This is a genomic window from Guyparkeria halopsychrophila (assembly GCF_044582135.1).
Classification (GTDB): domain Bacteria; phylum Pseudomonadota; class Gammaproteobacteria; order Halothiobacillales; family Halothiobacillaceae; genus Guyparkeria.
The window spans coordinates 14,814-39,980 of record NZ_JBDODP010000008.1; the positions used below are offsets into that span (position 1 = coordinate 14,814).

At 65.4% G+C, this 25,167-nt stretch carries 19 protein-coding genes; 4 read left to right on the forward strand and 15 right to left on the reverse strand.

The window, feature by feature from the left end; all coding sequences use genetic code 11:
- Positions 1-24 precede the first annotated feature (24 nt).
- Both ABGV18_RS04850 and ABGV18_RS04855 read right to left on the reverse strand, forming a co-directional pair.
- On the reverse strand, positions 25-747 hold the full coding sequence (locus tag ABGV18_RS04850; RefSeq protein WP_396585057.1) for a YgjP-like metallopeptidase domain-containing protein: 723 nt from the start codon (positions 745-747) through the stop codon (positions 25-27).
- Positions 744-1,991 carry an MFS transporter gene (locus ABGV18_RS04855; RefSeq protein WP_396585058.1) on the reverse strand — a complete coding sequence of 416 codons (1,248 nt, stop codon included), beginning with the start codon at positions 1,989-1,991 and terminating at the stop codon, positions 744-746. The genes ABGV18_RS04850 and ABGV18_RS04855 overlap by 4 nt, the downstream gene beginning before the upstream one ends.
- 144 nt (positions 1,992-2,135) lie before the next feature.
- Here ABGV18_RS04855 and ABGV18_RS04860 point away from each other — a divergent pair, with 144 nt between their 5' ends.
- Entirely contained in the window at positions 2,136-2,591 is a 456-nt protein-coding gene (locus ABGV18_RS04860; protein ID WP_396585059.1) for a tellurite resistance TerB family protein, read from the forward strand.
- Between the two features lie 79 nt (positions 2,592-2,670).
- On the opposite strand, the gene ABGV18_RS04865 is transcribed toward ABGV18_RS04860, so the two are convergent.
- The 5 genes from ABGV18_RS04865 to guaB form a co-directional block, all read right to left on the reverse strand.
- Positions 2,671-4,590 (reverse strand): methyl-accepting chemotaxis protein, encoded by a 1,920-nt coding sequence (locus tag ABGV18_RS04865; protein WP_396585060.1) that lies wholly within the window; start codon positions 4,588-4,590, stop codon positions 2,671-2,673.
- A gap of 328 nt (positions 4,591-4,918) precedes the next feature.
- Positions 4,919-6,823: an ATP-binding cassette domain-containing protein gene (locus ABGV18_RS04870; RefSeq protein ID WP_396585061.1), complete on the reverse strand. Its 1,905-nt coding sequence runs from the start codon at positions 6,821-6,823 to the stop codon at positions 4,919-4,921.
- Between the two features lie 83 nt (positions 6,824-6,906).
- Positions 6,907-7,338: a deaminase gene (locus tag ABGV18_RS04875; protein ID WP_396585110.1), complete on the reverse strand. Its 432-nt coding sequence runs from the start codon at positions 7,336-7,338 to the stop codon at positions 6,907-6,909.
- Positions 7,339-7,386: 48 nt separating this feature from the next.
- Positions 7,387-8,988 carry a glutamine-hydrolyzing GMP synthase gene (gene guaA, locus ABGV18_RS04880; protein ID WP_396585062.1) on the reverse strand — a complete coding sequence of 534 codons (1,602 nt, stop codon included), beginning with the start codon at positions 8,986-8,988 and terminating at the stop codon, positions 7,387-7,389.
- A 112-nt stretch (positions 8,989-9,100) separates the two neighbouring features.
- Positions 9,101-10,555: an IMP dehydrogenase gene (guaB, locus tag ABGV18_RS04885; RefSeq protein WP_396585063.1), complete on the reverse strand. Its 1,455-nt coding sequence runs from the start codon at positions 10,553-10,555 to the stop codon at positions 9,101-9,103.
- A 210-nt stretch (positions 10,556-10,765) separates the two neighbouring features.
- On the opposite strand from guaB, the gene ABGV18_RS04890 reads away from it, so the two are divergent.
- Together ABGV18_RS04890 and xseA are read left to right on the forward strand one after the other, a co-directional pair.
- Complete coding sequence (locus ABGV18_RS04890) at positions 10,766-11,086, forward strand: hypothetical protein (protein ID WP_396585064.1); 321 nt, start codon at positions 10,766-10,768, stop codon at positions 11,084-11,086.
- Positions 11,087-11,238: 152 nt separating this feature from the next.
- Positions 11,239-12,762, forward strand: a complete 1,524-nt coding sequence (xseA, locus tag ABGV18_RS04895) for an exodeoxyribonuclease VII large subunit (protein WP_396585065.1) — start codon at positions 11,239-11,241, stop codon at positions 12,760-12,762.
- Positions 12,763-12,802: 40 nt separating this feature from the next.
- Here xseA and ABGV18_RS04900 read toward each other — a convergent pair whose 3' ends face one another.
- The 5 genes from ABGV18_RS04900 to ABGV18_RS04920 form a co-directional block, all read right to left on the reverse strand.
- The gene (locus tag ABGV18_RS04900; RefSeq protein ID WP_396585066.1) at positions 12,803-15,676 is read right to left on the reverse strand and encodes an EAL domain-containing protein; all 2,874 of its coding nucleotides are present in this window, start codon (positions 15,674-15,676) and stop codon (positions 12,803-12,805) included.
- Positions 15,673-16,632, reverse strand: a complete 960-nt coding sequence (locus ABGV18_RS04905) for an ABC transporter substrate-binding protein (protein WP_396585067.1) — start codon at positions 16,630-16,632, stop codon at positions 15,673-15,675. The genes ABGV18_RS04900 and ABGV18_RS04905 overlap by 4 nt, the downstream gene beginning before the upstream one ends.
- A gap of 180 nt (positions 16,633-16,812) precedes the next feature.
- Positions 16,813-17,418 carry an NlpC/P60 family protein gene (locus tag ABGV18_RS04910; protein WP_396585111.1) on the reverse strand — a complete coding sequence of 202 codons (606 nt, stop codon included), beginning with the start codon at positions 17,416-17,418 and terminating at the stop codon, positions 16,813-16,815.
- Positions 17,419-17,542: 124 nt separating this feature from the next.
- On the reverse strand, positions 17,543-19,813 hold the full coding sequence (gene rlmKL / locus ABGV18_RS04915; RefSeq protein ID WP_396585068.1) for a bifunctional 23S rRNA (guanine(2069)-N(7))-methyltransferase RlmK/23S rRNA (guanine(2445)-N(2))-methyltransferase RlmL: 2,271 nt from the start codon (positions 19,811-19,813) through the stop codon (positions 17,543-17,545).
- A 61-nt stretch (positions 19,814-19,874) separates the two neighbouring features.
- Entirely contained in the window at positions 19,875-20,597 is a 723-nt protein-coding gene (locus ABGV18_RS04920) for a hypothetical protein (RefSeq protein ID WP_396585069.1), read from the reverse strand.
- A 498-nt stretch (positions 20,598-21,095) separates the two neighbouring features.
- Between ABGV18_RS04920 and ABGV18_RS04925 the strand changes: the two genes are divergently transcribed.
- Positions 21,096-22,763 carry a dipeptide ABC transporter ATP-binding protein gene (locus tag ABGV18_RS04925; protein ID WP_396585070.1) on the forward strand — a complete coding sequence of 556 codons (1,668 nt, stop codon included), beginning with the start codon at positions 21,096-21,098 and terminating at the stop codon, positions 22,761-22,763.
- A 38-nt stretch (positions 22,764-22,801) separates the two neighbouring features.
- Here ABGV18_RS04925 and ABGV18_RS04930 read toward each other — a convergent pair whose 3' ends face one another.
- From ABGV18_RS04930 to fabA, 3 genes are read right to left on the reverse strand one after another with little or no spacing between them, the layout of a single operon-like run.
- On the reverse strand, positions 22,802-23,305 hold the full coding sequence (locus tag ABGV18_RS04930; RefSeq protein WP_396585071.1) for a diguanylate cyclase: 504 nt from the start codon (positions 23,303-23,305) through the stop codon (positions 22,802-22,804).
- Positions 23,306-23,340: 35 nt separating this feature from the next.
- Positions 23,341-24,558: a beta-ketoacyl-ACP synthase I gene (fabB, locus tag ABGV18_RS04935; RefSeq protein ID WP_396585072.1), complete on the reverse strand. Its 1,218-nt coding sequence runs from the start codon at positions 24,556-24,558 to the stop codon at positions 23,341-23,343.
- Positions 24,559-24,565: 7 nt separating this feature from the next.
- The gene (fabA, locus tag ABGV18_RS04940; protein WP_396582574.1) at positions 24,566-25,084 is read right to left on the reverse strand and encodes a 3-hydroxyacyl-[acyl-carrier-protein] dehydratase FabA; all 519 of its coding nucleotides are present in this window, start codon (positions 25,082-25,084) and stop codon (positions 24,566-24,568) included.
- Between the last annotated feature and the right edge of the window lie 83 nt (positions 25,085-25,167).

Consider the following 25,167-nt stretch of genomic DNA (forward strand, 5'->3'; position numbering starts at 1 on the left):
AGGAGTCTAGCGCACCCGCCTACCTCATAGTCCGATGATGCCGTACTCGGAAAGGGTGGGTTCCCAGCGGCGCCAGTCGGGGTAGGCGTCATCCATCACGGCGTAGAAGCGACGATTATGGCCGCGCTCGATCAGGTGGGCCAATTCGTGGACCACCACCAGGTCGATGACCTCCACCGGCATGCGCGCGAGTTCAAGGTTCAGCCAGATGCGTCGGTCGCGGATGTTGCAGGTGCCCCAGCGGGTGCGCATGCGCCGGATACGATGGATCGGTGGCGCCAGTCCCATCGCTCGGGCCCAGGGCTCGACGCGCCGCTCGAGCTGCGTGCGGAGCAGGTCGCGGCAATGCTCGCGCAGGGCCAGACGGGCGGTTTGCCGGGCCGCCTGCGGGTCGTCCGAGCCGCAATGAATGCGCACGCGGTCGTCATCGAGCGTGACGCGCGCCCGCCCGGCGGGCAGGTCGGGGCAGGTGACCCGTTCGAGGGCATGGGCCCGGCCCAGCAGATGGATGGTGTCGGGCAAGGTGGTGGCGCCGACGATGGGCGGCCGTTCGGCCTGCCGCGCCCGCTGGCGCTCGATCCAATGCGCCCGGTCGTCGATGAACGCCAGCACCTCGGCGTCGCTGAGTCGCCGAGGTGCGCTCACCCGCAGGGCGCCGGACTCGGCATCCAGTCGCAGATAGAGGTGGCGGATGGCCTTGCGCGTGACCTGTACCTCGCCCAGTGGATGGGCCAGTTGGCGGATCACGCGGTCTTCTCCGCTTGCGGGCGCGGGGCCACGGCGGTCCAGGCCAGCACGGTCGCTCCCACCAGGTAGCCGGCGAGCATCAGGGCGATCGCCTCCATGGACAATCCGCCGTCCAGGGCCACCCCGATCGCGACGGGGGTGATCGCCGTCGAGAGGATCAGGGTGGCGTGAACCAGGGCACGGATCGCCCCGAGATGCGCCACGCCGTAGAGTTGTGGCCACAGTGCGCCGAGCAGTGTGGCGGCGCCGCCCAGCGACAGTCCCATCAGGGCCATGAACAACCAGGCCGCCGCCGGCTGGTCGACGGTGGCGACGATGGCCAGGCCGGCGGCCATGGGCCACAGGAAGCCTCGCAGCAAAGGACGGGCGCCATGGCGGTCGAGCAGGGGGCCGGCGACCAGCAGCCCGGCCACATGGGCCAGGGCAAAGCCGGTAAAGCTGCCGGCGAGCCAGCCCATGCTCCAGCCCTTGCCGTCGGCGAGAGCAGCCAGGTGGAACAGCATGCCGGTGACGGTCAGCGGGGCGGCCATCATCACGGGCAAGACCCGGTAGAAGCGCGGATCGCGCAGGACCTCGGCGCGGGTCCATTGCCGGGCGGCGGTGTTAACGCCGGGTTCCTCGGCCTGCGATCGGCGGTGGGCCATGTGCGCCTCTTCACGTCGCCCTTGCCCCCGAAGCAGCCACAGCAACAGGGGAATGGCGAGCAGCAGCATGAATGCCGCGGACAGGTACCAGGTCTGTCGCCAGCCGATGGCCGCGATCAGGGCCACGGCAATGGCGGGCATGATCGCCTCGCCCAGCGGCAGGCCTTTGGCGGCAATACTCACCGCCTTGCCGCGATTGGCATCGAAATACCGCCCCATGCTGGTCGCCGAGACATGCGTGAACAGGCCCTGGCCGCAGAACCGCAGCAGGAAAAGCGCCAGTCCCAACATGACTGCGGTCTGCGCCGAGGCGAGCAGCAGGCAGCCGAGCGCCACACCGAGGCCGACGAAGGTGACGAAACGGGGCAGCGGCATCCGGTCGAGTTGTCGGCCGGCCCAGATGATCAGCAGGCCACTACCCAGGGTGGCCAGCGAATAGAGCAGCCCGTACTCGCCGTGGGTCAGGTCGAAGGCCGCGCGCAGTTCCCCGCCGAAGATGGCGATATAGAAGGTCTGACCGAACCCGGACAGGGTGGCGGCCAGCGTGCCGAAGGCCAGAAACCGGGCGTTGGCGAGGGAAAAGCGCAGGTAGCTCGTCATGGGGTGTGCAGTGTACCCGAGCCCGCCTCGCCATTTTCGGAGAAATCCCGGGCGCAGGTGGGGCGAGCCGAGCCCGAAATCGGGGCGAACCTGGGCTATGGTCGGTGGTCACACCGACACCCTTTAGCCCATTGGCAGAAAACGATGCTCAAGACCCTGCGAGACCTGTTTTTCCCCGGTGATGCCGCGTCGCCCGAGGAGTCGCCCCGGTCGGTGAATGCCGCCGTGGCGATCCTGTTGATGGAGGTGGCGCGCGCCGATTTCGACGTGGCCGACGACGAACTGGCGATCATCCGCCAGGCCATGGTGGACGATTTCGGCATGACGGCCACGGAGGCGGACGACCTGGTCGACCACGCGGCGAGAGAGGTGGACGATTCCACCGGCTTCTTCCCGTTCGTGCGCGTGCTCAACGATCGCCTGGGTCCGGCCGAGCGATCCCGGGTGATCGAGATGCTCTGGGAGGTGGCCTATGCCGATGCAGGCAAGCATCACCTGGAGGAGTCGATCATCCGCCAGATCGCCGAGCTCTTGTATGTACCGCACAGCGAGTTCGTTCGGGCCCGGGTGCGGGCCGAAGAAGCCGGCGCGACCGACTGACATCCACCGGGATTGACGAGCAAAAAAAAGCCCCGCAACCGATCGGTGGCGGGGCTGGTTCGTGGGCGTTTTTGGGCCGTTAGGTGCGGAACTGGTTGACCAGCTTCTGCAACTGGGACGCCAGTTCTGCCAGCTCGTGACTCGCCGTGGAGGTCTGCGCGCCGCCCTCGGCCGATTGTGAAGCGGCCTCGTTGATATTGGTGACGTTGCGGTTGATCTCCTCGGCCACCTGACCCTGCTCCTCGGCCGCCGAGGCGATCTGGTGGTTCATGTCGGTGATCGTCTCGATCGCCCGCGTGATGGTCACCAGCGACTGGCCGGCCTCGCGGGCCTGGTCGGCGGTCTTGCGGGCATGCACCTGGCTGGTCTGCATGGCGCCGACCGCCTGCTTGGAGCCGCCCTGGATACTCTCGACCATCTCGCGGATCTCGAGGGTGGAGGCCTGGGTCTTGCTCGCCAGCGAACGGACCTCTTCGGCGACCACCGCGAAACCGCGGCCGTGCTCGCCGGCGCGGGCCGCCTCGATCGCGGCGTTCAGCGCCAGCAGGTTGGTCTGCTCGGCGATCTCGCGGATGACGTCGACCACCGTGCTGATTTTCTCGCTGGCCGTTTCCAGGTCGCCGATGATGGTGCCGGCTGCTTCGATCTCGTCGGCCAGGGCGGCGACGTGGTCGATCGTCTCGTTGACCACGCGCTGACCGTCCTTGGCTTCCTCGTCCGCGTTCTGGGCGGCGTCGGCCGCGCCCGAGGCGTTCTGGGCGATGTCCTGGACCGTGGTGGTCATCTCGTTCATCGCCGTGGCCACCATCTCGGTTTCCTCGCGCTGACGCTGCACACCCTCGTTGGTGTCGGCAGTGATCTGCGAGAGCTCCTCGGCCGAGGCGGAGAGCTGGCCGGTGGAATTGGCGACCTCGTGAATTGAATCGCGCATCTTGCCGGCAAAGCGATTGAAGGCGGCCGACAGGTCGGCAATCTCATCGCGGCCGCTCTCGTCGAGCGTCTGGGTGAGATCGCCGTCACCGGCGGCGATGTCGTCCATCGCACGAACGGTGCGGCGCAGCGGGCGAGTGATGCTGCGGGTGATCAGAAAGCCAATAATGGCGGCAATCGCGATCGCCACGGCCATCACCGAGATGACCTTGTTGCGTGCCGCGGCCTGGAGCGTTACGTACTCGCTGCGATCCATGCTCACCGCAAGCACGCCCACCGGCTCACCGGAGAAATCCGCGATGGTGTGCGCGTAGGTCACCATCGGTGTCTCCCCGAGCATGTGCTCCCAGATCGTGGTGTCGCGCTGAGCGGCACGCAATTGCTCGGCATCGAGCGAGCCGGGTGAGCGGAGGGTCGAGCCGAACGCCTCGAAGTTGCCGCCGTCGGTCTCAAGGTACAGGCCGATGTCGACGCCGTAGCCATTCTTGAACTTGTCGAAGAAGGGCTGACCGAAACTCATGCCGAACTCGACACTCCCCTGGTGCTCGCCCTGGTAGCTGATCGGCGAGATGCCGCGCATGCCGAGACCCGCTACGCCGCGCTCCAGCCCGTGGACGCGTTTGCGTTCATTGTTGGTCGCCAGGACGGTCTTGCGAAAGCCGGAGAGGTCGTCTCCGAACTTTGCCGGCTTGTGGGCGCGGAAGAACGACACGGCGGGTGCCAGGTGGAAGTGAAACTGGCGTGCGCCAAAGTTTTCCTTGAGCGGCGGGAAGATCGGCTGGGTCATTGCGGCGAGTCGCTCGCGATCGCGCTCGGCCATGGCCTGCCCGACGTCCGGGATGCGGGAAATGGCCACGCTCAGCGCCTCGGCCAGTCGGCCCTCGGCACCGATTTCCGCCTGCGCGCTCTCGAACAGCTCTCTAAGTTCGCGTTGCTGCGCCTGCTTGATCGTGGCAGAGAACTCGGTGATCACCAGGGGAATGATCAGGGCCGCGATGAAAACAATGACCAGGGCAAATCCGAGGGCGAGTCGGGCACCGATGGTCAGGTTCTTGAACAGGGCTGGCATGCGTTGGCTCCGCGTGTGCTGGTTCTGGGAAGGCAAATGAATCGGGATTCATGACATCGGCCGGCCGACCGGAATCTTTAGCCTTACCGATTTACGGGGTAATGGGCCGGCCACAAGACAGGGCGGTACCCATGCATGGGGCGACCGGCATGGCTGGAGTATCCCAAAAGGTCGGGGAGGCTATCGGAAGGCGGGTATGGCGTCCAGTCGAGCTCGCGCGCTTGCGGTGGTCGTTGGCGCGAGCCTGTCCCGCCGGAACGTGCCGGCGTGTCGGCAGCAAGCGGCGGGAACAGCGGTGCAGGTGAGGCGTGCCGGGTTTCCCGGCGGATCAGTCGCCTTCCAGCTCCATCCAGCGATTGAGGACGGTTTCCAGTTCGGATTCGAGCTCGGTGACACGGGCGAGCGTGCGCTCGATCTCGGTCGGATCGCGCTGGTAGAAGCCGGGGTCGTTGATGGTGGTCTGCAGCTCGGCCTGTTCGGACTCGAGCGCCTCGATGCGGGCGGGCAGGGCGTCGAGCTCGCGCTGGACCTTGTAGGAGCGCTTTTTCGCCTTTTTCGGCTTGTCTGCGCCCGGTTTCCCGTTCGCTCCGGCCTTCGGTGTGCCTTTCTGGGCCGTCGTGGCGGCAGCGTTTGATCGTGCCGAGTCTTGCGCGACCTGATCGAGGTAGTCCTCGTAGCCGCCGATGACGTCCTCGATCTCGCCATCACCCTTGAAGACCAGCAGGCCGGTGACGACGTTGTCGAGGAACGCCCGGTCGTGGCTGACCAGCAGCAGGGTGCCCTCGTAGTCGGCCAGTGCCTGCTCGAGCACCTCGAGGGTCTCGAGGTCGAGATCGTTGGTGGGTTCGTCGAGCACCAGCAGGTTGGCCGGCTTGGCGAACAGCTTGGCCAGCAGCAGGCGGTTGCGCTCACCGCCGGAAAGCAGTTCCACCCGGGTGCGGGCCCGTTCCGGCGTGAACAGGAACTGTTGCAGATAGCCGATGCCGTGGACGTTGCTGCCCCCCACGTCAAGGCGGTCGCCCCCGTCGCAGAGGTTCTCGATGGCAGTCCAGTTGTCGCGCAACTGGGCACGGTGCTGGTCGAAGTAGGCAATCTCCAACTGCGTGCCGCGCTTGATGCTGCCCGAGGTCGGCTCGATCTGGCCGAGGATCAGCTTGATCAGGGTGGATTTGCCGGCGCCGTTGGGGCCGACCAGCCCCACCCGGTCGCCCCGCAGGATCGTGGTGGACAGATCGCGGATGACGGTCTTGTCGCCGAAGGACACGCTGGCGTCCTTTATCTCGGCGATGATCTTGCCGGAGGTGCGGCCGGAGTCGGTCGACAGGGCCACGCGTCCGGCCTTGTCGCGTCGGGCGGCGCGCTCGGCCCGCAGTTTTTCCAGGTTGCGGACACGCCCCTCGTTGCGGGTGCGGCGTGCCTTGACCCCCTGGCGGATCCAGACTTCTTCCTGGGCGAGCGTCTTGTCGAAGCGCGCGTTCTCCTGCGCCTCGGCATTGGCGCGTTCCTCGACCCGGCGCAGGTAGTTGTCGTAGTCCCCCGGCCAGCTGGTCAGGTTACCCCGGTCGAGCTCGATGATGCCGTTGGCCAACCGCTTGAGGAAGGCGCGATCGTGGGTGATGAAGACCACGGCGCCGGTGAAATTGCGCACCAGATCCTCCAGCCATTCGATCCCCGCGATGTCGAGGTGGTTGGTGGGTTCGTCGAGCAGCAACAGCTCGGGATCGAGCACCAGTGCCTGGCCGAGCAGGACGCGGCGCCGCTCACCCCCGGACAGGCCGCGCACCGAGGCGTCGGCATCCAGCCCCAGGCGCGTCATGACCTCGTCGACCTTCTGGCCGGCCATCCAGCCGTCGCGGGTTTCCAGTTCGTGCTGGAGCACCGACAGGCGATCGAGTGCGGCATCGCTGTCCGCGTTCTGCGCCAACTCGTGGTACTCGGTGAGCACGTCGTGCAGGTCACCCAGGCCCGAGGCGACCACGGAATAGACCGTCTCGTCGGTATCGAGGTGCGGATCCTGCGGCAGGTAGGCGACCTGCGAGCCGGGTTCGAGGCGGATCTGGCCGTCGTCGGGCCGCTGAATCCCGGCCAGCATCTTGAGGAAGGTGGACTTGCCTTCGCCGTTACGACCGATCAGGGCCAGCTTGTCGCCGCGCTCGATGGTCAGGTTGGCGTGATCCAGGAGTTTGCGGTCGCCAATGGCGAATTGCAGGTTTTCGACGGTCAGAAGGGGCATAAGATCGGTGCTTGTAGCTGAAGGCTGAAAGGGGTGGGCATTGTACGCGGTTGCTTCGCGTCAGGGCGGGCGGATTCTCGTCCTCAGCGCCGTTCGCGGAAGAACCGCGTGAGGAGTTCGGCCGCCTCGGTTTCACAGGGGCCGGTGTCGATCACGGGACGGAAATGGTGCCAGTCGGCTCGGTTGAGGTCGATGGCAGAGCCGCAGGCGCCGGCGCGCGGGTCGGGGGCGGCGTAGACGATCCGGGCGATGCGGGCGTGCGAGGCGGCGGCCAGGCACATCGGGCAGGGCTCAAGGGTGACGTAGAGGGTGCAGTCGTCGAGGCGGTAGTTGGCCAGGTGCCGGCCGGCCTCGCGCATGGCCAGTATTTCGGCGTGGGCGCTGGGGTCGTGCAGGGCGACCGGGCGGTTGTGGCCGCGGCCGACGATCGTGCCCTCGGGATCGACTACGACGGCGCCGACTGGCACCTCGCCCAACTCGATCGAGTGTCGAGCCAGGGCAAGGCAAGCCTGCATGTGCTCGCGGTCGTGGCCGCTCATGGATTCAGAGCCGGCAAGCGGGCGTCATTCCCACTCGATAGTCCCGGGAGGCTTGCCGGTGACGTCGTAGACGACCCGCGAGATGCCGCGGACTTCGTTGACGATGCGTAGCGAGACCTTTTCCAGGAATTCGTAGGGCAGGCGGGCCCAGCGGGCGGTCATGAAGTCGATGGTCTCCACCGCGCGCAGGGCGACGACGTAGTCGTAGCGTCGGCCGTCGCCCATCACGCCCACCGAGCGGACCGGCAGGAACACGGCGAAGGCCTGGGACACCTGGTCGTAGAGGCCCGCCTCGCGCAGTTCGTGGATGAAGATCGCGTCGGCGCGACGCAGCAGTTCGGCGTATTCGTGCTTGACCTCGCCGAGGATGCGCACGCCCAGGCCCGGGCCGGGGAAGGGGTGGCGCATGATCATCTCGCTGGGCAGGCCCAGTTCCAGGCCGATCTGGCGGACCTCGTCCTTGAACAGCTCACGCAGTGGCTCGACCAGGCCGAGTTTCATGTGCTCGGGCAGGCCGCCGACGTTGTGGTGCGACTTGATCACGTGGGCCTTGCCGGTCTTCGAGCCGGCCGACTCGATCACGTCGGGGTAGATGGTGCCCTGGGCGAGCCACTGGGCGTTCTCGCGCCGGCCGGCCTGTTCGTCGAAGATGTCGATGAAGGTGTTGCCGATGATCTTGCGCTTTTTCTCCGGGTCGGCCTCGCCGGCCAGCCGGGACAGGAACTGGTCCTCGGCATCGACGCGGATTACGCGCACGCCCAGATGCTCGCCGAAGGTGCGCATCACCTGGTCGCCTTCGCCTTCACGGAGCAGACCGTTGTCGACGAAGATGCAGGTGAGCTGGTCGCCGATGGCACGATGGAGCAGGGCGGCGACTACCGAGGAGTCGACGCCGCCGGAAAGCCCCAGGATCACCTCTTCGTCACCCACCTGTTCGCGGACCTTCTCGATCATCGAGTCGATGATGGCCTCCGAGCGCCACAGCCCCCGGGTCGCACAGATCTCGCGGATGAAGCGATGGATGATGCGCGCGCCCTGACGGGTATGCGTGACCTCGGGATGGAACTGCACCCCGTAGAAATCCCGCGACTCGTCGGCCATGCCCGCGATCGGCGCGTTGTCCGAGGAGGCCATCAGCTTGAAGCCCTCGGGCAGGCCGACCACGTGATCGCCGTGGCTCATCCAGACGTCCAAAAGCCCGAAGCCTTCCTCGGTGACCTCGTCCTCGATGTCCTTGAGCAGTGCCGTGTGGCCGCGGGCGCGCACCTTGGCAAAGCCGAACTCCTGGTGGCTGGCGTTCTCGACCTTGCCACCGAGCTGGGCGGCCATGGTCTGCATGCCGTAACAGATGCCCAGTACCGGCACGCCCAGGGTGAAGACCATCTCGGGGGCGCAAGGGGCGTTCTGCGGATCGATGACCGACTCGGGGCCGCCGGAGAGGATGACCCCGGTGGGGGCGAAATCCCGGACGAAGGCGTTGTCGACATCCCAGGAGTGGATTTCACAGTAGACCCGCGACTCGCGCACCCGCCGAGCGATCAGTTGCGTGTACTGCGAGCCGAAATCCAGGATCAGGATGCGCTCGGCGTGGATGTCGGGATGCGGGATGGTCGAGGAAGCGGTCATCGTGAGGTCCGTGTTGTGCAGGCAAGGGCGACTTGGCCCTGTAACAAGTCGACCCGGCAGGCAAGGCCGGGTCGATGGGTGTTCGGCACCCCGCGGCGGGCGGGGTCGTGGATCAGGTCCGGTAGTTCGGGCTTTCCTTGGTGATCGACACGTTGTGAACGTGCGATTCGAGCATCCCGGCGTTCGTGATGCGCACGAACTGCGGCAGCTTGCGCATGGTGTCGATGTCCTTGGCGCCGACGTAGCCCATCGAGGCACGCAGGCCGCCGATCATCTGGTGCACGATGGCAACCAGTGAGCCCTTGTAGGGCACCCGGCCCTCGATGCCTTCCGGCACCAGCTTCTCGGCGGATGTCTCGGCCTGGAAGTACCGGTCGGAAGAACCCTGCTGCATCGCACCCAGCGAGCCCATGCCGCGATAGGACTTGTAGGAACGACCCTGGAACAGTTCAACCTCGCCGGGGGATTCTTCCGTACCGGCCAGCATCGAGCCGACCATCACCGAGTGGGCGCCGGCGGCCATGGCCTTGGCGAAGTCACCCGAGAAGCGCACGCCGCCGTCGGCGATCAGCGGCACGTCCGAGCCCTTGAGCGCTTCGGCGACATTGGAAATGGCGGTAACCTGCGGTACGCCGACGCCGGCGACGATGCGGGTGGTGCAGATCGAGCCCGGGCCGATGCCGACCTTGACGGCATCCGCACCCGCCTCGACCAGGTCGAGCGCGGCCTGACCCGTGGCGATGTTGCCGCCGATCACGTCGACCTGCGGATAGCGGCCCTTGATCCACGCGACCCGGTCGATCACGCCCTTGCTATGACCGTGTGCGGTATCGACCACGATGACGTCGACGCCCGCGGCGGCGAGTGACTCGATCCGCTCTTCGGTGTCACCGCCGGTGCCGACGGCCGCGCCGACGCGTAGTTGCCCGGAGGCATCCTTGCAGGCGTTGGGGTAATCGGTGGACTTCTGGATGTCCTTGACGGTGATCATGCCGCGCAGTTCGAAGTCGTCGTTGATCACCAGCACCTTCTCGATGCGGTGCTTGTGCAGGAGGGCCTCGACTTCCTTGCGGTTGGCGCCTTCCTTCACGGTGACCAACTGCTCTTTGGCGGTCATGATGTTGGCCACCGTCTGGTCGAGATTCTGCTCGAAGCGCAGGTCGCGGCTGGTGACGATGCCCACGAGGAGTCCCCCGCTGACCACCGGCACGCCACTGATCGAATGATCGCGCGTGACCTTGAGCACGTCGCGGATGCTGGTCTCCGGGGTGACCGTGATCGGGTCCTTGATCACACCGGATTCGTGTTTCTTCACCCGACGGACATGCTCGGCTTGTTGTGCGACCGTCATGTTCTTGTGGATGATCCCCATGCCCCCTTCCTGGGCAAGCGCAATCGCGAGGCGCGCCTCGGTGACCGTGTCCATCGCCGAGGAGATCAGCGGGATATTGATTTCGATATTGCGGGTCAGGCGCGTGACGAGTGACACGTCCCGGGGCAGCACCGAGGAGCGGGCCGGGATGAGCAACACGTCGTCGAAGGTGAGACCTTCCTCGAGGATTCGCATGGTTGGGGGACTCTTGCGGATGATAGAAAGTATCGGCGCAATTATAATGGCCTGCGCGCGGCGGGTAAACGTCCGGATGACCCGATCCACCGTTCAGGCGCTATCCGGATGCGGTTTTGGCTGGATAAGAGGGGGTTGTTGGCATCCCGACTTTGATTGCGCTAAAGTCGGATGTGCTACAAGAGCAATCCACCTAGGAGGCAGTAAATAATGATTAAAACAGCACGCGTTGTTGCCGCAGCAGCGGGCTTTGCCCTGATCGGTTCGGTTGGCATGGCCAACGCCGCCAGCGAAGCAGACTACGAAAAGGCCAAGCAAGAAGCACAGGCCGCCGTCGATAAGCTCCAGGAACAGGGCATCGCCCCGTGGAGCCCGCATCCGAAGAGCGCCCTGTTCGGCGATGCCGACAAGGCGGCCGAGAAAGGCGACTACGAGAAGGCCGTCGAAAAGGCCGAGTGGATCGAGGAACTGCAGGCCAAGGCCGAGAAGCAGTGGACCGAGCAGGACGCCGGTCCGTACCAGGCCTGGTAAGGGCTTGAAGGTTCCGGTCCAGCCCTGACGGGCTGGCCGACCGCTAGAAACAGCAAGATACCCCGGGCCGCGAGCGTTGTTCGCGGCCTTTTTCGTGCCGTACCGCCGGGCAACCCTGGTAGCCGTCGTTTTCCCCTTCACGGATCGTGCCCATGTCATCTCCCACCGGATCGACCGCGTTGTCGGTCACCCAGATCAACAAGCAGGCCGGCAATCTGCTCGGCGAGGTGTTCGGGCTGGTCGAGGTGATCGGCGAGATCAGCGAGCACAAGCGGGCGGCGTCTGGCCACCATTATTTCGCGCTTAAAGACGAGCGTTCCCAGTTGCGCTGCGCCTTCTTTCGCGGCAATGCCATGCGCAATACTCACCCATTGCGCGAGGGCGAGGAGGTGGTCGTCACGGGGCGGTTGGGTATCTACACCGAGCGTGGTGCCTATCAACTGATCGTCCAGTCGATTGCGCCGGCGGGAGAAGGGCGGTTGGCCGCCGAATTCGAGCGGCTCAAGCAACGTCTGCTGGTCGAGGGGCTGTTTGCCGCTGAGCACAAGCAGGAGACGCCCGTGTTGCCGCGTCACATTGCCGTGATCTCCTCGGACACCGGCGCGGCCATCCACGACGTGCGTGTGACCTTGGCCCGTCGCCTGCCGCTGGCCCGGGTCACGTTGTTCCCGGTGCGCGTGCAGGGCAGCGAGTCGGCCGGTGAATTGCGTCAGGCCGTGTCCCAGCTCACGAGTGATGGCTTCGATGTCGCGTTGATCGTGCGCGGAGGTGGGTCGCTGTCGGATCTGTGGTCCTTCAACGACGAGACGCTGGTCCGTGCCCTGTACGACTGCCCCGTGCCCGTGATCAGTGGTGTCGGCCATGAGACCGATACCACGCTCTGTGATCTGGTTGCCGATCGGCGGGCGGCGACCCCCACCGGGGCCGCAGAATTGGCCACGCCGATCACGGCCAGTGACATGCGCCAACGCATCGGTCGGTTGGCCGATCTAGCCCGGATGCGTTGGGAGGGGCGGCAACAGACCGACTCGCAGCGCCTGGACGGGCTGACGCGGCGACTCGAGCGGGCCGGACCGGTCGAGCAACTTCGGTTCGGCCGTTATCGACTGGCCGGCCTGAGCGCGCCGCTGCGACACGGTATAGAACGACGCGTCGCCCAGGGGCGTGAGCGTGCCCATGGGTTACGCCGCCGCCTGGAGGGCGCGCATCCCCGCCGGCGACTCGAGGCGCTCCGGGAGCAACTGGTCGAACCGGCCAGCCGCTTGCGGCGGGGCATTAACGCGATCACCGTCGTGGAGCGCGAGCGTGTCGCGACCCTTTCCCGGCACCTGCTGGTGAGCCGAGAGCGACTGGTGCCACGTTGGCGCGCCCGCCTGGATGCGGCTCGACCCGATCGCCGGGCCGTCGAGCAGCATCTGCGTGAAGAACGTGCTCGGCTTGCCGGCCTTGGCCGTCAACTCGAGGCGCTCGGGCCTCGTCAGGTCCAGAAGCGGGGCTATGCGCTGGTCGAGACCCGGGATGAGAGCCCCGGGGTGCTGATCAAGCGGGCGGCGCAGATCGGGCGGCTCGCTGACGAGACCGGGCGATTGGGATTGACGCTTCGCTTCGTTGATGGCGACGTGGCCGTCGAGTGGACGGCAGCGACAACGGGCGAGCCCTTGTCGCCGTCATCGTGAGATCGTGAGGAGACATCACAGGAACAAGCGAGCGGATCGATCAGGGCGGTGAGCCGCTCTCCATGGCCTCGAGCTGTTGTTCGATCCATTCGCGCGCCGGCACGGGGTGGGCAAAACAGAAGCCCTGGAAGCGCGTGCAGTCGTTTGCCTTGAGGTAGTCAAACTGCTCGCGGGTCTCCACACCTTCGGCGACCACATCGATACCCAGGTGCGTGGCCATGGCGAGGATCGCCTCCACCATCGCGGTGTCGCCCGGACTGCCGGGGACGTCATCGACAAAGCTCTTGTCGAGCTTGATCTCGCTCAAGGGTAGGCGCTTGAGGTAGGCGAACGAGGAATAGCCGGTACCGAAGTCGTCGATGGAAAAGGCCAGCCCCAGTGCGGCCAACTCGCGAATGCGGTCGATGGCCTCCGAGGCACGGCTGACCAGCATGTTTTCGGTGATCTCGATCATCAGGTGCGATGGATCGATGTCGGTCTGCTTGATGGTCCGCCGGACCTGGTCGACGAAATCGGGGGTGCGGAACTGGCGTGGGCTGACGTTCACCGAGATGTTGAGGCAGCGTTGCCCGGGCGGCGTGGATTGCTCCAGGCCATGAAGCAGTTGGCAGGCCTCGCGCAGCACCCATTCGCCGATGGCGATAATCTGACCGGATTCCTCGGCCAGGGGAATGAACTCCGCCGGCGAGACCAGTCCGCGCACCGGATGGCGCCAGCGCAGCAACACTTCGGCGCCGATGACCTGCTCGTCGCGATCGACCTGGGATTGCAGGTGCAGTTCGAACTCGCCGCGCTCCAGGGCCTGCTTGAGCTCCTGTTCCAGGCGGTAACGTCGGGTCACCGACTCGACCATGCCGGATTCGAAGTTGACCAGGTTGTTTCGTCCCGCTCGCTTGGCCTGATACATCGCGATGTCGGCCTCGCGAACCAACTCCTCCGCGTTGCTCACCTTGCCCGCGAACAGGGTCAGGCCGACGCTCGCCGTCGCCAAGTGGCGGAAGTCCTCGAATTCGAAGGGTTGTTCCATGGCATGGCGCAACTTGTCTGCCAGCGCCAACGCCCCGCGGCGGGCGTTATCAACATCAGTGGCAATCTCGGGGACCAGGACGAGGAATTCGTCTCCCCCCAGCCGGGCCACCGTATCGGTATCGCGGACCAGGACGCACAAGCGCTGCGCGACTTCCCGCAAGACCTCGTCACCCAGCGAATGGCCATACAGGTCGTTGATTTGTTTGAACTCGTCCAGATCGACGAAGAACAGCGCTCCGATGCCGCCGTGTCGCTTTCGATGGCGGATGGCCTGATCGACTCGATCGAGCATGAGGGCTCGATTGGGCAGGTCGGTCAGTCCGTCATAGTAGGCAACCCGCTCGAGCTGCGCGGCGGTCTCCTTGTCGGCCGTGATGTCGATGCATTGCCCCATAAGCCCCACGAACTCCCCGCGGCTGTTGATGCGCGGCGTGCTCTTGACGAGCAACCAGCGGTACTCACCACTGTGGTGGCGCACCCGGTATTCCCGAGTGAAGGGGGTGCGCCGCTCGTAGGCCGAGGTGAGTGAGTCGAGTAAGCCGGACAGGTCGTCAGGGTGTACGGCGCGTTGCCAACCATCGTTCAGGGAGTCGTCCTTCGACAGTCCGGTAAAGGTCAGCCAAGGACGGTTGACGTAGTCGCAGTCGCCCTTGAGGTTAGTGGTCCAGATCAACGCCTGGCCGTTGTCGGCCAGCGTGCGGAAGTGTTGTTCGCTCTCGGCAAGCGCCTCGCGCAACCGATATTCCTGGCTCACGTCATGGAAGATGAGCACGACGCCGACCAGCGAGCCGTCGTCATGCTGGATCGGCGCGGCGCTGTCGGCGATGTGGTGTCGATTGCCATCACGATCGGTGAGTACGGTGTGGTTTGCCAGTCCGACCAGGGTGCCTTCGGCCAGTACCTGCCGGATCGGGATCGCGACCGGGCGGTCGTCACCGGCATGACAGATCACGAATACCGCCTCGATGGGTTTGCCTGTGGCCTCCTCGCGTGACCACCCGGTCAGACGTTCGGCCACCGGGTTCATCAGCGTGATGTGGCCATCGAGATCGGTTGCGATCAGGCCATCGCCGATTGAGTCCAGGGTGACGGCGAGGCGCTGTTCGCTTTCGAGTAATCGGTCGCGTGCCTCGGCGATTGCGCGCGTCATTGCGTTGAAGCCTTGCGCGACCTCGGCCACCTCGCGGCTACCCCGAACGGGCAGGCGCACGTCGTGATCTCCTTGGCGCAGGCGCCTTGCCGCGTGACTCAGCCGAGACAAGGGGCGGGTGACCTGGGCATCGAGTACCCATGCGGTGAGCAGGATGATCAGGAGCATCATGCCGGCTTCGGGCAGGCGCGCGAGGATCGCCTCGTTGTGAATGCGGGTCATCGAGGCGGTGAGGTCCATGCCGATGTAGACCACGCCCCGGCTCGTCGAGCCTGGGCGGTCGGACAGGCTGGGGAGCGCGAAGGATTTCTGGGCCCGAAGCGTGTGATCGCCATCCACGCGCTCGAAGTGGGGCAGGCGCGCTTTCTGTCGCGCGGCAAAGAAATCGGGATCGAAGTCCACGAGCCGATCGCCGATCGGCTCTCCCCGCCAGGTTCGATTGGGGGAGACCAGCACCGTGCGGTCGGGACCGATGGCGACCAGCATGTCGACGCGCGGATCGGTCAGAATGCTGCTTACGCGTGCTTCGAGTATGCCGATGTTTTCCAGGCCGCCCTGTTCGATGGTGCGAGCGATCTCGGTGGTGTAGCCGAGCAGTTGCTGGCGGGCGTCAGTGAGGAGGGCAGCGGAACGGTTATGGATGGCGCTGATCAGCGAGGCGCCGATAATCAGCAGGAACAGCAGGGCCAGTCCCAGCGGGGCCATCAGTCGCAGCGACAGGCGCGGCAGAGTCATGGACCCTCCGGCAAAAAGCGCGCTGTGACGATGGCTGACAGATCGGGAGTCTGTTCGATCAGTGCATTCGCCCGCAGGATTTCGGCGACCGTCGTGGCGGACTCGTGCAGGGGACTTGTCGGTGATCCAAGCCATTCGCGATTGTCGCCCAAGCCGAACAGGGCAAGGCCCTTGTAGGCGCTTGCCGTCTCCTCGACGGAGAGCCCCAGCCGTGGTGCCATCAGGCGGTGGGCACGACCCGGGCTGGATTTCACCACGGCCAGGGCTTGGAAATAGGCGGTCAACAGATCGGCAAGCGCCCTGGGCTGGCGGGAGATGGCCGTTTCACTGACGGCGAGCACGTCGACGATCAGGCCGGGAAAGGCGCTGCTGTCGTAAAGGCGGGTCGCGCCCAGGGCGGCAAGGCGGGTGGCGAAGGGCTCGTAACTGATGACCGCGTCGATTTCGTTGGCTTGATAGGCGGCCAACTGTTCCCCACCGATCACCGGCACATGAGTCACGTCAGCGGATGTGAGATTGGCGGCCTCGAGCGACTTTCGCAGCATCAGGGCACCGGCAGCGGTCTCTTCCACCCCGATGCGTCGGCCGACCAGATCCTCGAGTCGCTCGATGCCCGGGCGAGCCATGACCACGTCGGCCCCCTGGGACGTGTCGAAGACCAGCGCGATGCGTACGGGGATGCCGCCATCCCGGGCGAGGATGAATTCATCGAGGGTGAGTGTGGCCGCCTCGACTTCACCCGAGGCCAGCTGCATCAGGCTGTTGGTATTGGAGGGAGATTCGATCAGGCGGATCCGCTCGGGGGGCAGAAGACCGAGTTCGCGGGCGAGGAACAGGGGTTCGTAGCCGATCCAGGTGATGCCGGAAACACGCAATAGCGGTTCCCGTGCCTCACAGCCGAGCAGGGAGATGAGCGGCGCCAGTGCGCCGGTGACGAGAAACTGCCTTCGTTCCATGGCAGAAGAAGCCCTCCCTGTGGGGCGTCGTTATCCTTCCGAGTCGGGCTTGGGCGTTGGCCAGACGTCCCGTGGTCATTCGTTTCTGGTTGCCGGGTGACGATGGACTCCGCCACGTTGCCAGACCAGGTTGCCAGGCTAGCTCAGAAATCCCGGATCAAGAATCCCGGATCGGAAATTCTAGCGCCGGTTTTCTGCCAACTGTAGTTCATTGGCCGCCGCGGCACGTCCACCGCCGACATACTTGCGCCCCCAAAAGACGTTGTCGAGGCTGGCGAACGAGACCGTCTTGCCGCTGGAGGGGGCGTGGATGAAGCGGTCACCGCCGACATAGATGCCGACATGATCGATTCGCTTGCCGCTCAGCCGGAAGAACACCAGATCACCCGGACGCAGCGCCTGGCGCTCGATGCGTTTGGTCGCGCGGTATTGCTGGGAGGAGGTGCGCGGCAAATCGATGCTGGCGGCCTTGAAGGCATGTTGGGTCAAGCCGCTGCAATCGAAGCCCTGTTCGGCCGATTCGCCGCCCCAACGGTAGGGCGTGCCCAGTTGGGCGACTGCCTGGACGACCGCCTCGATGCTACGGGGGTGCGTGCCGGAAAGGGTGTCGATGGTTTCGAGTGGATCGTAGGGCAATGCGTTCCTGCGTCGATGTGCCTGGTCGAGCAGTTCGGCCCCTGTCTGGGCCTTGCTGGCCTGATCGCTGCCGCCGTTCGGCCCGTGATCGAGCTGACTGGTGGCGCAACCACTGCCCAGCGAGACGACCAGCCCCAGGCTGGCCCACATCAACAGGGTGGACGGAAACCATCGCCGAGCCGGTTTTCGCCCCGGGGTCTCCACCGCGTTTTTACCCGCAGTTTTACCCGGGCCAGCGGCCCGGAGGCCCCGCCCGGTGGCGGTTCCAAGGCGTTCAGGGCCGTCGGATTTCACAGACAAAACGTCGCTCCGGTGTGCGTGCGAAATCCTTGGGCAATGTTTTTCTCGACATATCATCGATTTGGAACCGCTTCACGATAGAAGGTTGCAATGTAAACCCTTTGCGGTTGTTTGAAAAGACAAGTACGCCACCGGGGGCGAGATGGGGCATGCAGGCCTCGATCAGATCGGGGTGATCTCGCTGGACGTCGAGCGTGTCGTCCATCGACTTGGAATTGGAGAACGAAGGCGGGTCGAGAAAGATCACGTCGAAGCGTTCCGCGGCCCGCGGCTGGTGATCGAGCCAGCGCAGTACATCTGCCCGGAGCAATTGGTGACGCCCATCCACGGCGATGCCGTTGAGCTCGAAGTTGCGCTCGGCCCAGTCGAGATAGGTATTGGAAAGATCCACCGAGGTGGTGGCCGCGGCCCCGGCCATGGCGGCACGCACCGACGCGCTGCCGGTATAGCAAAACAGGTTGAGCAGGCGCTTGCCGCGCGCCAGCTCGGCGATGCGGTCACGTACCAGCCGGTGATCGATGAACAGGCCGACATCGAGGTAGTCGGTGAAGTTGATCAGCAGCCGGCTGTCGCGTTCGCGCAGGACGCGCTCGATATGCTCCCCGCCCAACCGACCGTACTGCTGCCGACCGGACTGGCGGGCGCGTTGGCGCACCACAACACAGTCGGGGTCGATGCCCAGCGTGTCGACCGCCGCGGCCGTGGCGGCCGCCAGGCGTCCTCGCGCCTTCTGCGGATCGATCTGCTTGGGCGCCTGGTATTCCTGGATGTCCAGCCAGGTCTGGTCATCCTCGGTGCGGTACCAGTCGACGGCCAGCTTGAAGTCGGGCAGGTCGGCGTCGTAGATCCGCAGGGCATTGTCGCCCTGCTTGATCAACGACTTGCGCTGTTTCCAGTTCTTGCCCAGGCGATTGGCGAAGTCGGCGGCATCGTACTCGCCGCGCCGGCCCTGCTCGATCAACCGACCGGCCAATGCATGCGGTCCGGCGGCGCGGCGCACGCTTTTCTCCGAGAACTGCCCGCGCAGGAATTCCACCTCGACGCCACCGTGGAGCACCATGAGGCGCTTTTCGAAACGCAATGGCCAGGTCAGCTCGCTTTCCGCGGCGCGCAGGATGCCCCAGTACCAACCGGGCAGGCCCTCCACCCAGCGCGAGCACAAGGCGGTCCACTCGGACTGGTCCAGCGAGGCATCGATGCGCTGGCCGAACGGCACGTTGCTGATCAGCAGGCCGGTCTCGGCGGATTGAAGCTCGGTGGGGCAGGGGGCGCGGAAACTGTCGGCGTGCATCAACTCGATCGCCTCGCCGAGGCCGGCAGACTCGATATTGGCGTGGGCGGCGGCAAGCTGCAGTGGGTCGCGGTCCTGACCGACGATGGTGAGTGTGCCGCGCGCCGGCGGGTTGTCGAGCCAGCCCCGGGCGGCGTCATCGAGGATCGCGTCGCGGGTGTTCGGTACATGACCTTTCCAGGCGGGCGAGCCCAGCCGTCGACGACGCAGGGCGGCCGGCATGCCCCAGAGCGACAGGGCGGCCTCGACCAGGAAGGTGCCCGAGCCGCACATCGGGTCGAACAGGCCGCCGCCGAGGCTCGCGACCTGCGGCCAGCGCGCCCGCCACAACAGTCCCGCAGCGAGGTTCTCGCGCAGGGGGGCGTCGCCGCCGTCGACGCGATAGCCGCGACGATGCAGCGAGCCGTTGGATAACTCGATGGCGAGACTGGCCTGACCGTTGCCGGAGACATGGCAATGCAGACGCAGACCGGGGGTCTCACTGTCGATGTCGGGACGTTGGCCGGTGGCGTCGCGGAACTGGTCGACGATCGCATCCTTGACCCGGGTGGCGATGAAACCGGTATGCCGAAGGGCGTCGTTGCCGCCGGTGGCCGTGATGGAGAGGCTGTCGGTGGCGGCGAGATGAACCGACCAGTCGACCGAGTTGGCCAAGTCGTAGAGTTCGTCGGCCTGGGTAGCGGCCCCCCGTGCGATCGGCAGATAGACGCGCCCGGCGATCAGGCTGTCGGCGAGTACGCGATAGACCGCCTCGACGGGTAGGTCGGCGCTCGCCCCGAACGGCCGATCGCTGAACGGCTCGCCGGTCAGGTGGCGCAGTTCTTCGGCCAGCGCGGTCTCCAGACCGGGCGGGGCGATGACCTCTACCGACCAGAGCGCGGCCTGGTCCCGTTCAGGGGACGGGTCGCTGCCGGGGGCGGACGAGATTGGGGTAGGCGCGTCGGAATCAGTCATGGCAAAACAAGTGAGTCTACCGGAATGGCCGATGCATTCCGATCGTTTTCGGCGCCGGTCGTCACGGGGTGGCCGGACCGCGAACCAGGTGCAGGCGGGATTCGAGTCGACCCTCGAAGTGGGCCTCGAGCGTCACACCCTGCGGGTTTTCCTTGATCGTCAAGCCGGGTTGTGCGGGCGGCTCGCTTTCCCGCAGGGCCAGCATCCCCTCGGGCCAGCGCACCTCCAGGCGCACCTGCATGGGGTAGTAGCCGTCGAGAAAACGCCGCATGAAGGGTCCGTTGTCGACCACGTAACCCGCCTTGTCGGGGTGCGGCAGGATCGCGAGCACCTCGGCCGCGACGCAGAGGCTCGCGCCACGCTCGATGCCCGACATTTGAACACTGGGTCCATCGACCTCGGCCTGGCCGACGCCGTCGCGACGGGTGATGCGGATGTCGCGCGTGCGCTCACCGTTGTAGACGATCTGTACGGCTGCGGCCGGGTCGAGGTGGTGGTGGCACTGGTGCATTCGGGCCCAGCCAGTGGCAAGGCTTTCCCAGTCCAGCTCAATCCGTTTTTCCATGCGTGCGGAGTCGACGGCGGGCGCTTGTGGCAGGAAGACGAGTTCCCCCTCGTTGACCTCGCGGGCACGTTCCATTTGGCGCTCGCGTTCCTCGGCGGCTTCCCAGGCAGCCTCCCATTCGGCTTCTTCATCCGACGCTCCCGAGTCGGCGGCGATCGTGGGCGTGGCGCCCAGGGTTAGGTTGGCAAGGGCGAGGCTGGTGACGGCCGCGAACGTCATGACCTGGATCGCCAACAACCGCGGCAGTCGAAATCCAGACGGACGACGTTGTTTGAATGTTTGGATCAAACTGGGTGTGAGCGACATGGGTGCTCTCCTGGGGCGCGCCTTGGGTCGCGTTTTGCCTCGCCTCGGCCACAAAAATAGACCACAAACATCGTGGCGGTGCACGTGACAAAGCACGGGATTGTGACCATTGTCCTGGGCGGACGGAACTGAGTTGGCCATTGGGCGCGTGATCCGTCTGTGATCCACTCGTTGAGCGGGATCCTTCTCTATTTGGGCCGACATGTTCTTCGGCCAATCGACCGCCCCGACAGGATGACCTGCCGGGGTTTTTCGTTTCGAAGCGCTACGATCTCCGGAATGGATCCGGCCATTTCGGGGCATCCCGGCAACCGGCTCGCCGTCACCACCCGAGATGGATTATTGTTGCCGCTGCACGCTTGGTCTTGATGCCGAGGCGTGTTTAACCGGCAAACCAACCATGGAGAGCGCATGCCCGCTGCACCGATCGCCAACGAACCACCGGCAACGAGCGACCACGCCGACCGCGCCCACGGGTCCAGAGCACGTCGCGCCGCTGAGTCGGCCCTGCTGGAGATTCGAGATCTCAACATCAGCGTGGGGCAGGCAGCGATCGTGCGAGACGTCTCCCTGCATCTCGATCGTGGCGAACGCCTGGCCCTGGTGGGTGAGTCGGGTTCGGGGAAGACGGTCACCGCGCTCTCGATCCTGCGGCTTTTCGACGCCGCCGATGCCACCACGCAGGGAGAGATCCGCTTCGAGGACGAGGATGTCCTGACCATGAGCATGCCGCAAGTGCGGCGTCTGCGAGGGGGGCGAGTCGGGATGATCTTTCAGGAGCCGATGACCGCGTTGAATCCGCTCAAGACGATCGGCGCGCAGATCGCCGAGGTGCTGGTGCGCCATTTGGGCCTGGGCGGGGAGGCGTTGCGTCGGCGGGTGCGCGAATTGCTCGATCAGGTGCGGTTGCCTGAACCGGAGCGGGTGATGCGGGCCTTGCCGCACCAGCTCTCCGGCGGGCAGCGCCAACGTGCCATGATCGCCATGGCCATCGCCTGCAATCCCAGTCTCGTGATCGCCGACGAGCCGACCACGGCACTGGATGCCGGCCTGCGCAAGACCATCATGGACCTGCTGGTCGAGTTGCAGCAGCGACTGGGCATGAGCTTGTTGCTGATTACCCACGACCTGCCGGTGGTGCGACGCTACGCCGACCGGGTGATGGTGATGCGCCACGGGCGCATCGTCGAGGCCGGTCCCACCGACGCGATCTTTACCCGGCCGAAGGACGGTTACACCCAGACCCTGCTGGAGGCACGCCAGGTCGCCCCGATGATCGGACCGGTCGAGGAGGGCGCCGTGGAGCGGTTGCGCTGCGAGGGACTGGGCGTGACGGTCGGCAAGCGAGGCTGGTTCGGCGCTGATACGCGCAGCGAGATACTCAAGGGGGTCGATCTTGCCCTGCATGCCGGTCAGACGCTGGGCGTGGTGGGCGAGTCCGGTTCCGGCAAGACGACGTTGGCGCTGTCACTACTGCAGTTGATGGATGGCGCCGACGGGGCCGTGTGGCTGGCCGGCCGCCGGGTGGACGGCCTGCGGGAAAAGCAGTTCCGTCCGTTCCGGCGTGATTTGCAGGTGGTGTTCCAGGATCCCTACGGGGCGCTGTCACCGCGCATGAACATCGCCCAGATCGTCGGTGAGGGGCTGGATGTCCACGAGGCCAGTCTCAAACGCGGCGAGCGGCATCGGCGCATCGAGCGGGTGCTCGAGGAAGTGGGTCTCGACCCAGCGGTGATGTCGCGTTACCCGCACGAGTTCTCCGGCGGGCAGCGACAGCGGATTGCCATCGCTAGGGCCCTGATTCTCAAGCCGAAGGTGCTGATCCTCGATGAGCCGACCAGCGCGCTCGATGCGGCTGTGCAATTGCAGGTATTGAGCCTGTTGCGGGATCTGCAGGCCGAGCACGGTCTCACCTATCTGTTGATCACCCATGACCTGGCGGTGGTGCGGGCCTTGGCCCACCGGGTGATCGTGATGCTTGAGGGGGAGGTGATCGAGTCGGGCGCCACCGGGGAAGTGCTTGATTCTCCCAGCCATGAGTACACCCGTCAGTTGATCGACAGTGCGCTAATGGCCTGAATGCATACCACCCGGGCGTGGCCGGTTGCGATCGGTCGTCAGGAGGGTCGGGTTTTCGATGGTTCGATGACCGCGATTGCGTCGTCTACCCCGTTGACGGCGATGCGGCCCCGGCCGGCTGCCTTGGCGGCATAGGGCGCCTGGTCGGCCAGCCGTAAGAGCTCTTCGCCATTGTCATCCCCGCGGGGCGGCTCGAGGCTCGCGACCCCGATGCTGGCCCGCGTATCGCAGGGCGCGAAGTTGGCCCGTTCGACCGTGTCGAGTACCCAGCCTGCCACGTTCGCGGCTGCTCGGCGATCCGCCAACGGCAGGATGATCGCAAATTCGTCGCCGCCATAGCAGGCGATAAAGTCGGTGGGCCGTGAGACCAGCGCCAGGTCTTCCTCCAGACGCGCGTCAAAGGCTGATCGATTCCCCAGTCTCGAGAGCTTGTCGGTGTCGGCTCGAACGCGCAGTTCCCGGCCAGGGCTTCCAGTCGTTCGCCTTCGTTGGCCGGTATTGCTGGCTGCGCATGGGCCTCCGTCGGAATCGGGGCCGTCCACGACGTCCAGGGCCGAGGTCCAGGGCCGAGCGTGGATCAGTCGTTGAAGCGCTGCATCACCAACGAGGCGTTGGTGCCGCCGAAGCCGAAGCTGTTGGAGAGGACCGTGTTGATCCGCTGATCCTCGAGCTTCTGCGTGGCGATATTGGCGTTTTCGGCCTCCGGCTCGAGCTGCTCGACGTTGGCCGAGGCCGCGATGAAGTCGTTCTGCATCATCAACAGCGAGTAGATCGCCTCGTGTACGCCAGCGGCGCCCAGCGCGTGGCCGGAAAGCGACTTGGTCGAGGTGACGATCGGCTGGTGGTCGCCGAACACCTCGGTCATCGCTTGCAGCTCGCGCAGGTCACCGACCTTGGTGGAGGTGCCGTGGGCGTTGACGTAGTCGATGGGGGCATCGACGGTTGCCAGGGCTTGCTGCATGCAGCGTACCGCCCCTTCGCCGGACGGCTGGACCATGTCGTAGCCGTCGGAGGTGGCACCGTAACCGGTGACCTCGGCAATGATGTTCGCGCCGCGAGCCTGGGCGTGTTCCAGCGACTCGAGTACCACCATGCCGCCACCGCCGGCAATCACGAACCCATCGCGATCGACGTCGTAGGGCCGCGAGGCCTTGTCCGGCGTGTCGTTGAAGTTCGACGACAGGGCGCCCATGGCGTCGAACATCGCCGAGAGCGACCAGTGGAGCTCCTCGCCGCCGCCGGCAAAGATCACGTCCTGCTTGCCGAACTGGATCTGCTCGACGCCGGCACCGATGCAGTGCGCGGAGGTCGAACAGGCGGAGCTGATCGAGTAGTTGATGCCCTTGATCTTGAACGGCGTGGCCAGGCAGGCCGAGGTGGTCGAGCCCATGGTGCGGGTGACCATGTAGGGACCCACGCGCTTGATGCCGCGCTCGCGGGCAATGTCGGCGGTGGCGACGATGTTCTCGCAGGATGAGCCGCCGGAACCGGTGATCAGGCCGGCGCGCGGGTTGGAGACCTGCTCCTCGCTCAGCCCGGCCTGCTCGATCGCCTCTTTCATCGCCAGGTAGTTGTAGGCGGCCGCTGAACCCATGAAACGCAAGAGCTTGCGATCGATGTGCTCGGCGGGGTCGATCTTGAGTGTGCCGGCCACGTGGGACCGGAAACCGTGCTCGACCTGCTCGGGGTTGCGTTCGATGCCCGAACGGCCCTCTTGAAGCGAGGCGAGCACCTCTTTGCAGTTATTACCCAGGCTGGACACGATGCCCATGCCGGTGATGACGACTCGGCGCATTGAGTGGTTACTCCGAAAGTGCTTCTGTGCTGGTGAACAGTCCTACCCGCAGATCTTTGGCTTCATAGATGACGACGCCGTCGCAAAGCATTTGCGCATCGGCGATGCCCATCGTGAGCCGGCGCATAATGACGCGCTTCATCTGCACACGATATTCAACTTTCTTGTTTCTCGGCAAGACCTGTCCCGAAAATTTTACATCACCAACGCCCAAAGCGCGCCCGTGGCCCTTGCCGCCACTCCAGCCGAGGAAGAAGCCGACCAGTTGCCACATGGCATCCAGGCCCAGGCAGCCCGGCATCACCGGGTCGCCCTCGAAATGGCAGGCGAAGAACCACAGATCCGGATGGATCTTCAGTTCGGCCCGCATTTCGCCCTTGCCGTATTCGCCACCCTCGTCGGTGATCAGGTCGATCCGATCGAACATCAGCATCGGCGGCAGCGGCAGTTGCGCGTTGCCGGGTCCGAACATCTCGCCCTTGGCGCAGCGAATCAGGTCGTCGTATTCGAAGGTCGATTGGGACATGGTATTCCTGGCGCAAAAACGCGAATGGTACCGCAATCCGCTTTGGTACGCAGCCTGTGGCAAGTCACATGGCGCGCAGGTAA

Bases quoted from the DNA above. Each gene is read 5' to 3' on its own strand.
- rlmKL (WP_396585068.1), bottom strand. From the start codon at position 19,813: ATGACTGATTCCGACGCGCCTACCCCAATCTCGTCCGCCCCCGGCAGC.
- ABGV18_RS04905 (WP_396585067.1), bottom strand. From the start codon at position 16,632: ATGGAACGAAGGCAGTTTCTCGTCACCGGCGCACTGGCGCCGCTCATC.
- guaB (WP_396585063.1), bottom strand. From the start codon at position 10,555: ATGCGAATCCTCGAGGAAGGTCTCACCTTCGACGACGTGTTGCTCATC.
- ABGV18_RS04910 (WP_396585111.1), bottom strand. From the start codon at position 17,418: ATGTGGGCCAGCCTGGGGCTGGTCGTCTCGCTGGGCAGTGGTTGCGCC.
- ABGV18_RS04870 (WP_396585061.1), bottom strand. From the start codon at position 6,823: ATGCCCCTTCTGACCGTCGAAAACCTGCAATTCGCCATTGGCGACCGC.
- ABGV18_RS04865 (WP_396585060.1), bottom strand. From the start codon at position 4,590: ATGCCAGCCCTGTTCAAGAACCTGACCATCGGTGCCCGACTCGCCCTC.
- ABGV18_RS04890 (WP_396585064.1), top strand. From the start codon at position 10,766: ATGATTAAAACAGCACGCGTTGTTGCCGCAGCAGCGGGCTTTGCCCTG.
- ABGV18_RS04875 (WP_396585110.1), bottom strand. From the start codon at position 7,338: ATGCAGGCTTGCCTTGCCCTGGCTCGACACTCGATCGAGTTGGGCGAG.
- ABGV18_RS04925 (WP_396585070.1), top strand. From the start codon at position 21,096: ATGCCCGCTGCACCGATCGCCAACGAACCACCGGCAACGAGCGACCAC.
- ABGV18_RS04855 (WP_396585058.1), bottom strand. From the start codon at position 1,991: ATGACGAGCTACCTGCGCTTTTCCCTCGCCAACGCCCGGTTTCTGGCC.
- ABGV18_RS04900 (WP_396585066.1), bottom strand. From the start codon at position 15,676: ATGACTCTGCCGCGCCTGTCGCTGCGACTGATGGCCCCGCTGGGACTG.
- guaA (WP_396585062.1), bottom strand. From the start codon at position 8,988: ATGACCGCTTCCTCGACCATCCCGCATCCCGACATCCACGCCGAGCGC.
- xseA (WP_396585065.1), top strand. From the start codon at position 11,239: ATGTCATCTCCCACCGGATCGACCGCGTTGTCGGTCACCCAGATCAAC.
- ABGV18_RS04920 (WP_396585069.1), bottom strand. From the start codon at position 20,597: ATGACGTTCGCGGCCGTCACCAGCCTCGCCCTTGCCAACCTAACCCTG.
- fabB (WP_396585072.1), bottom strand. From the start codon at position 24,558: ATGCGCCGAGTCGTCATCACCGGCATGGGCATCGTGTCCAGCCTGGGT.
- fabA (WP_396582574.1), bottom strand. From the start codon at position 25,084: ATGTCCCAATCGACCTTCGAATACGACGACCTGATTCGCTGCGCCAAG.
- ABGV18_RS04860 (WP_396585059.1), top strand. From the start codon at position 2,136: ATGCTCAAGACCCTGCGAGACCTGTTTTTCCCCGGTGATGCCGCGTCG.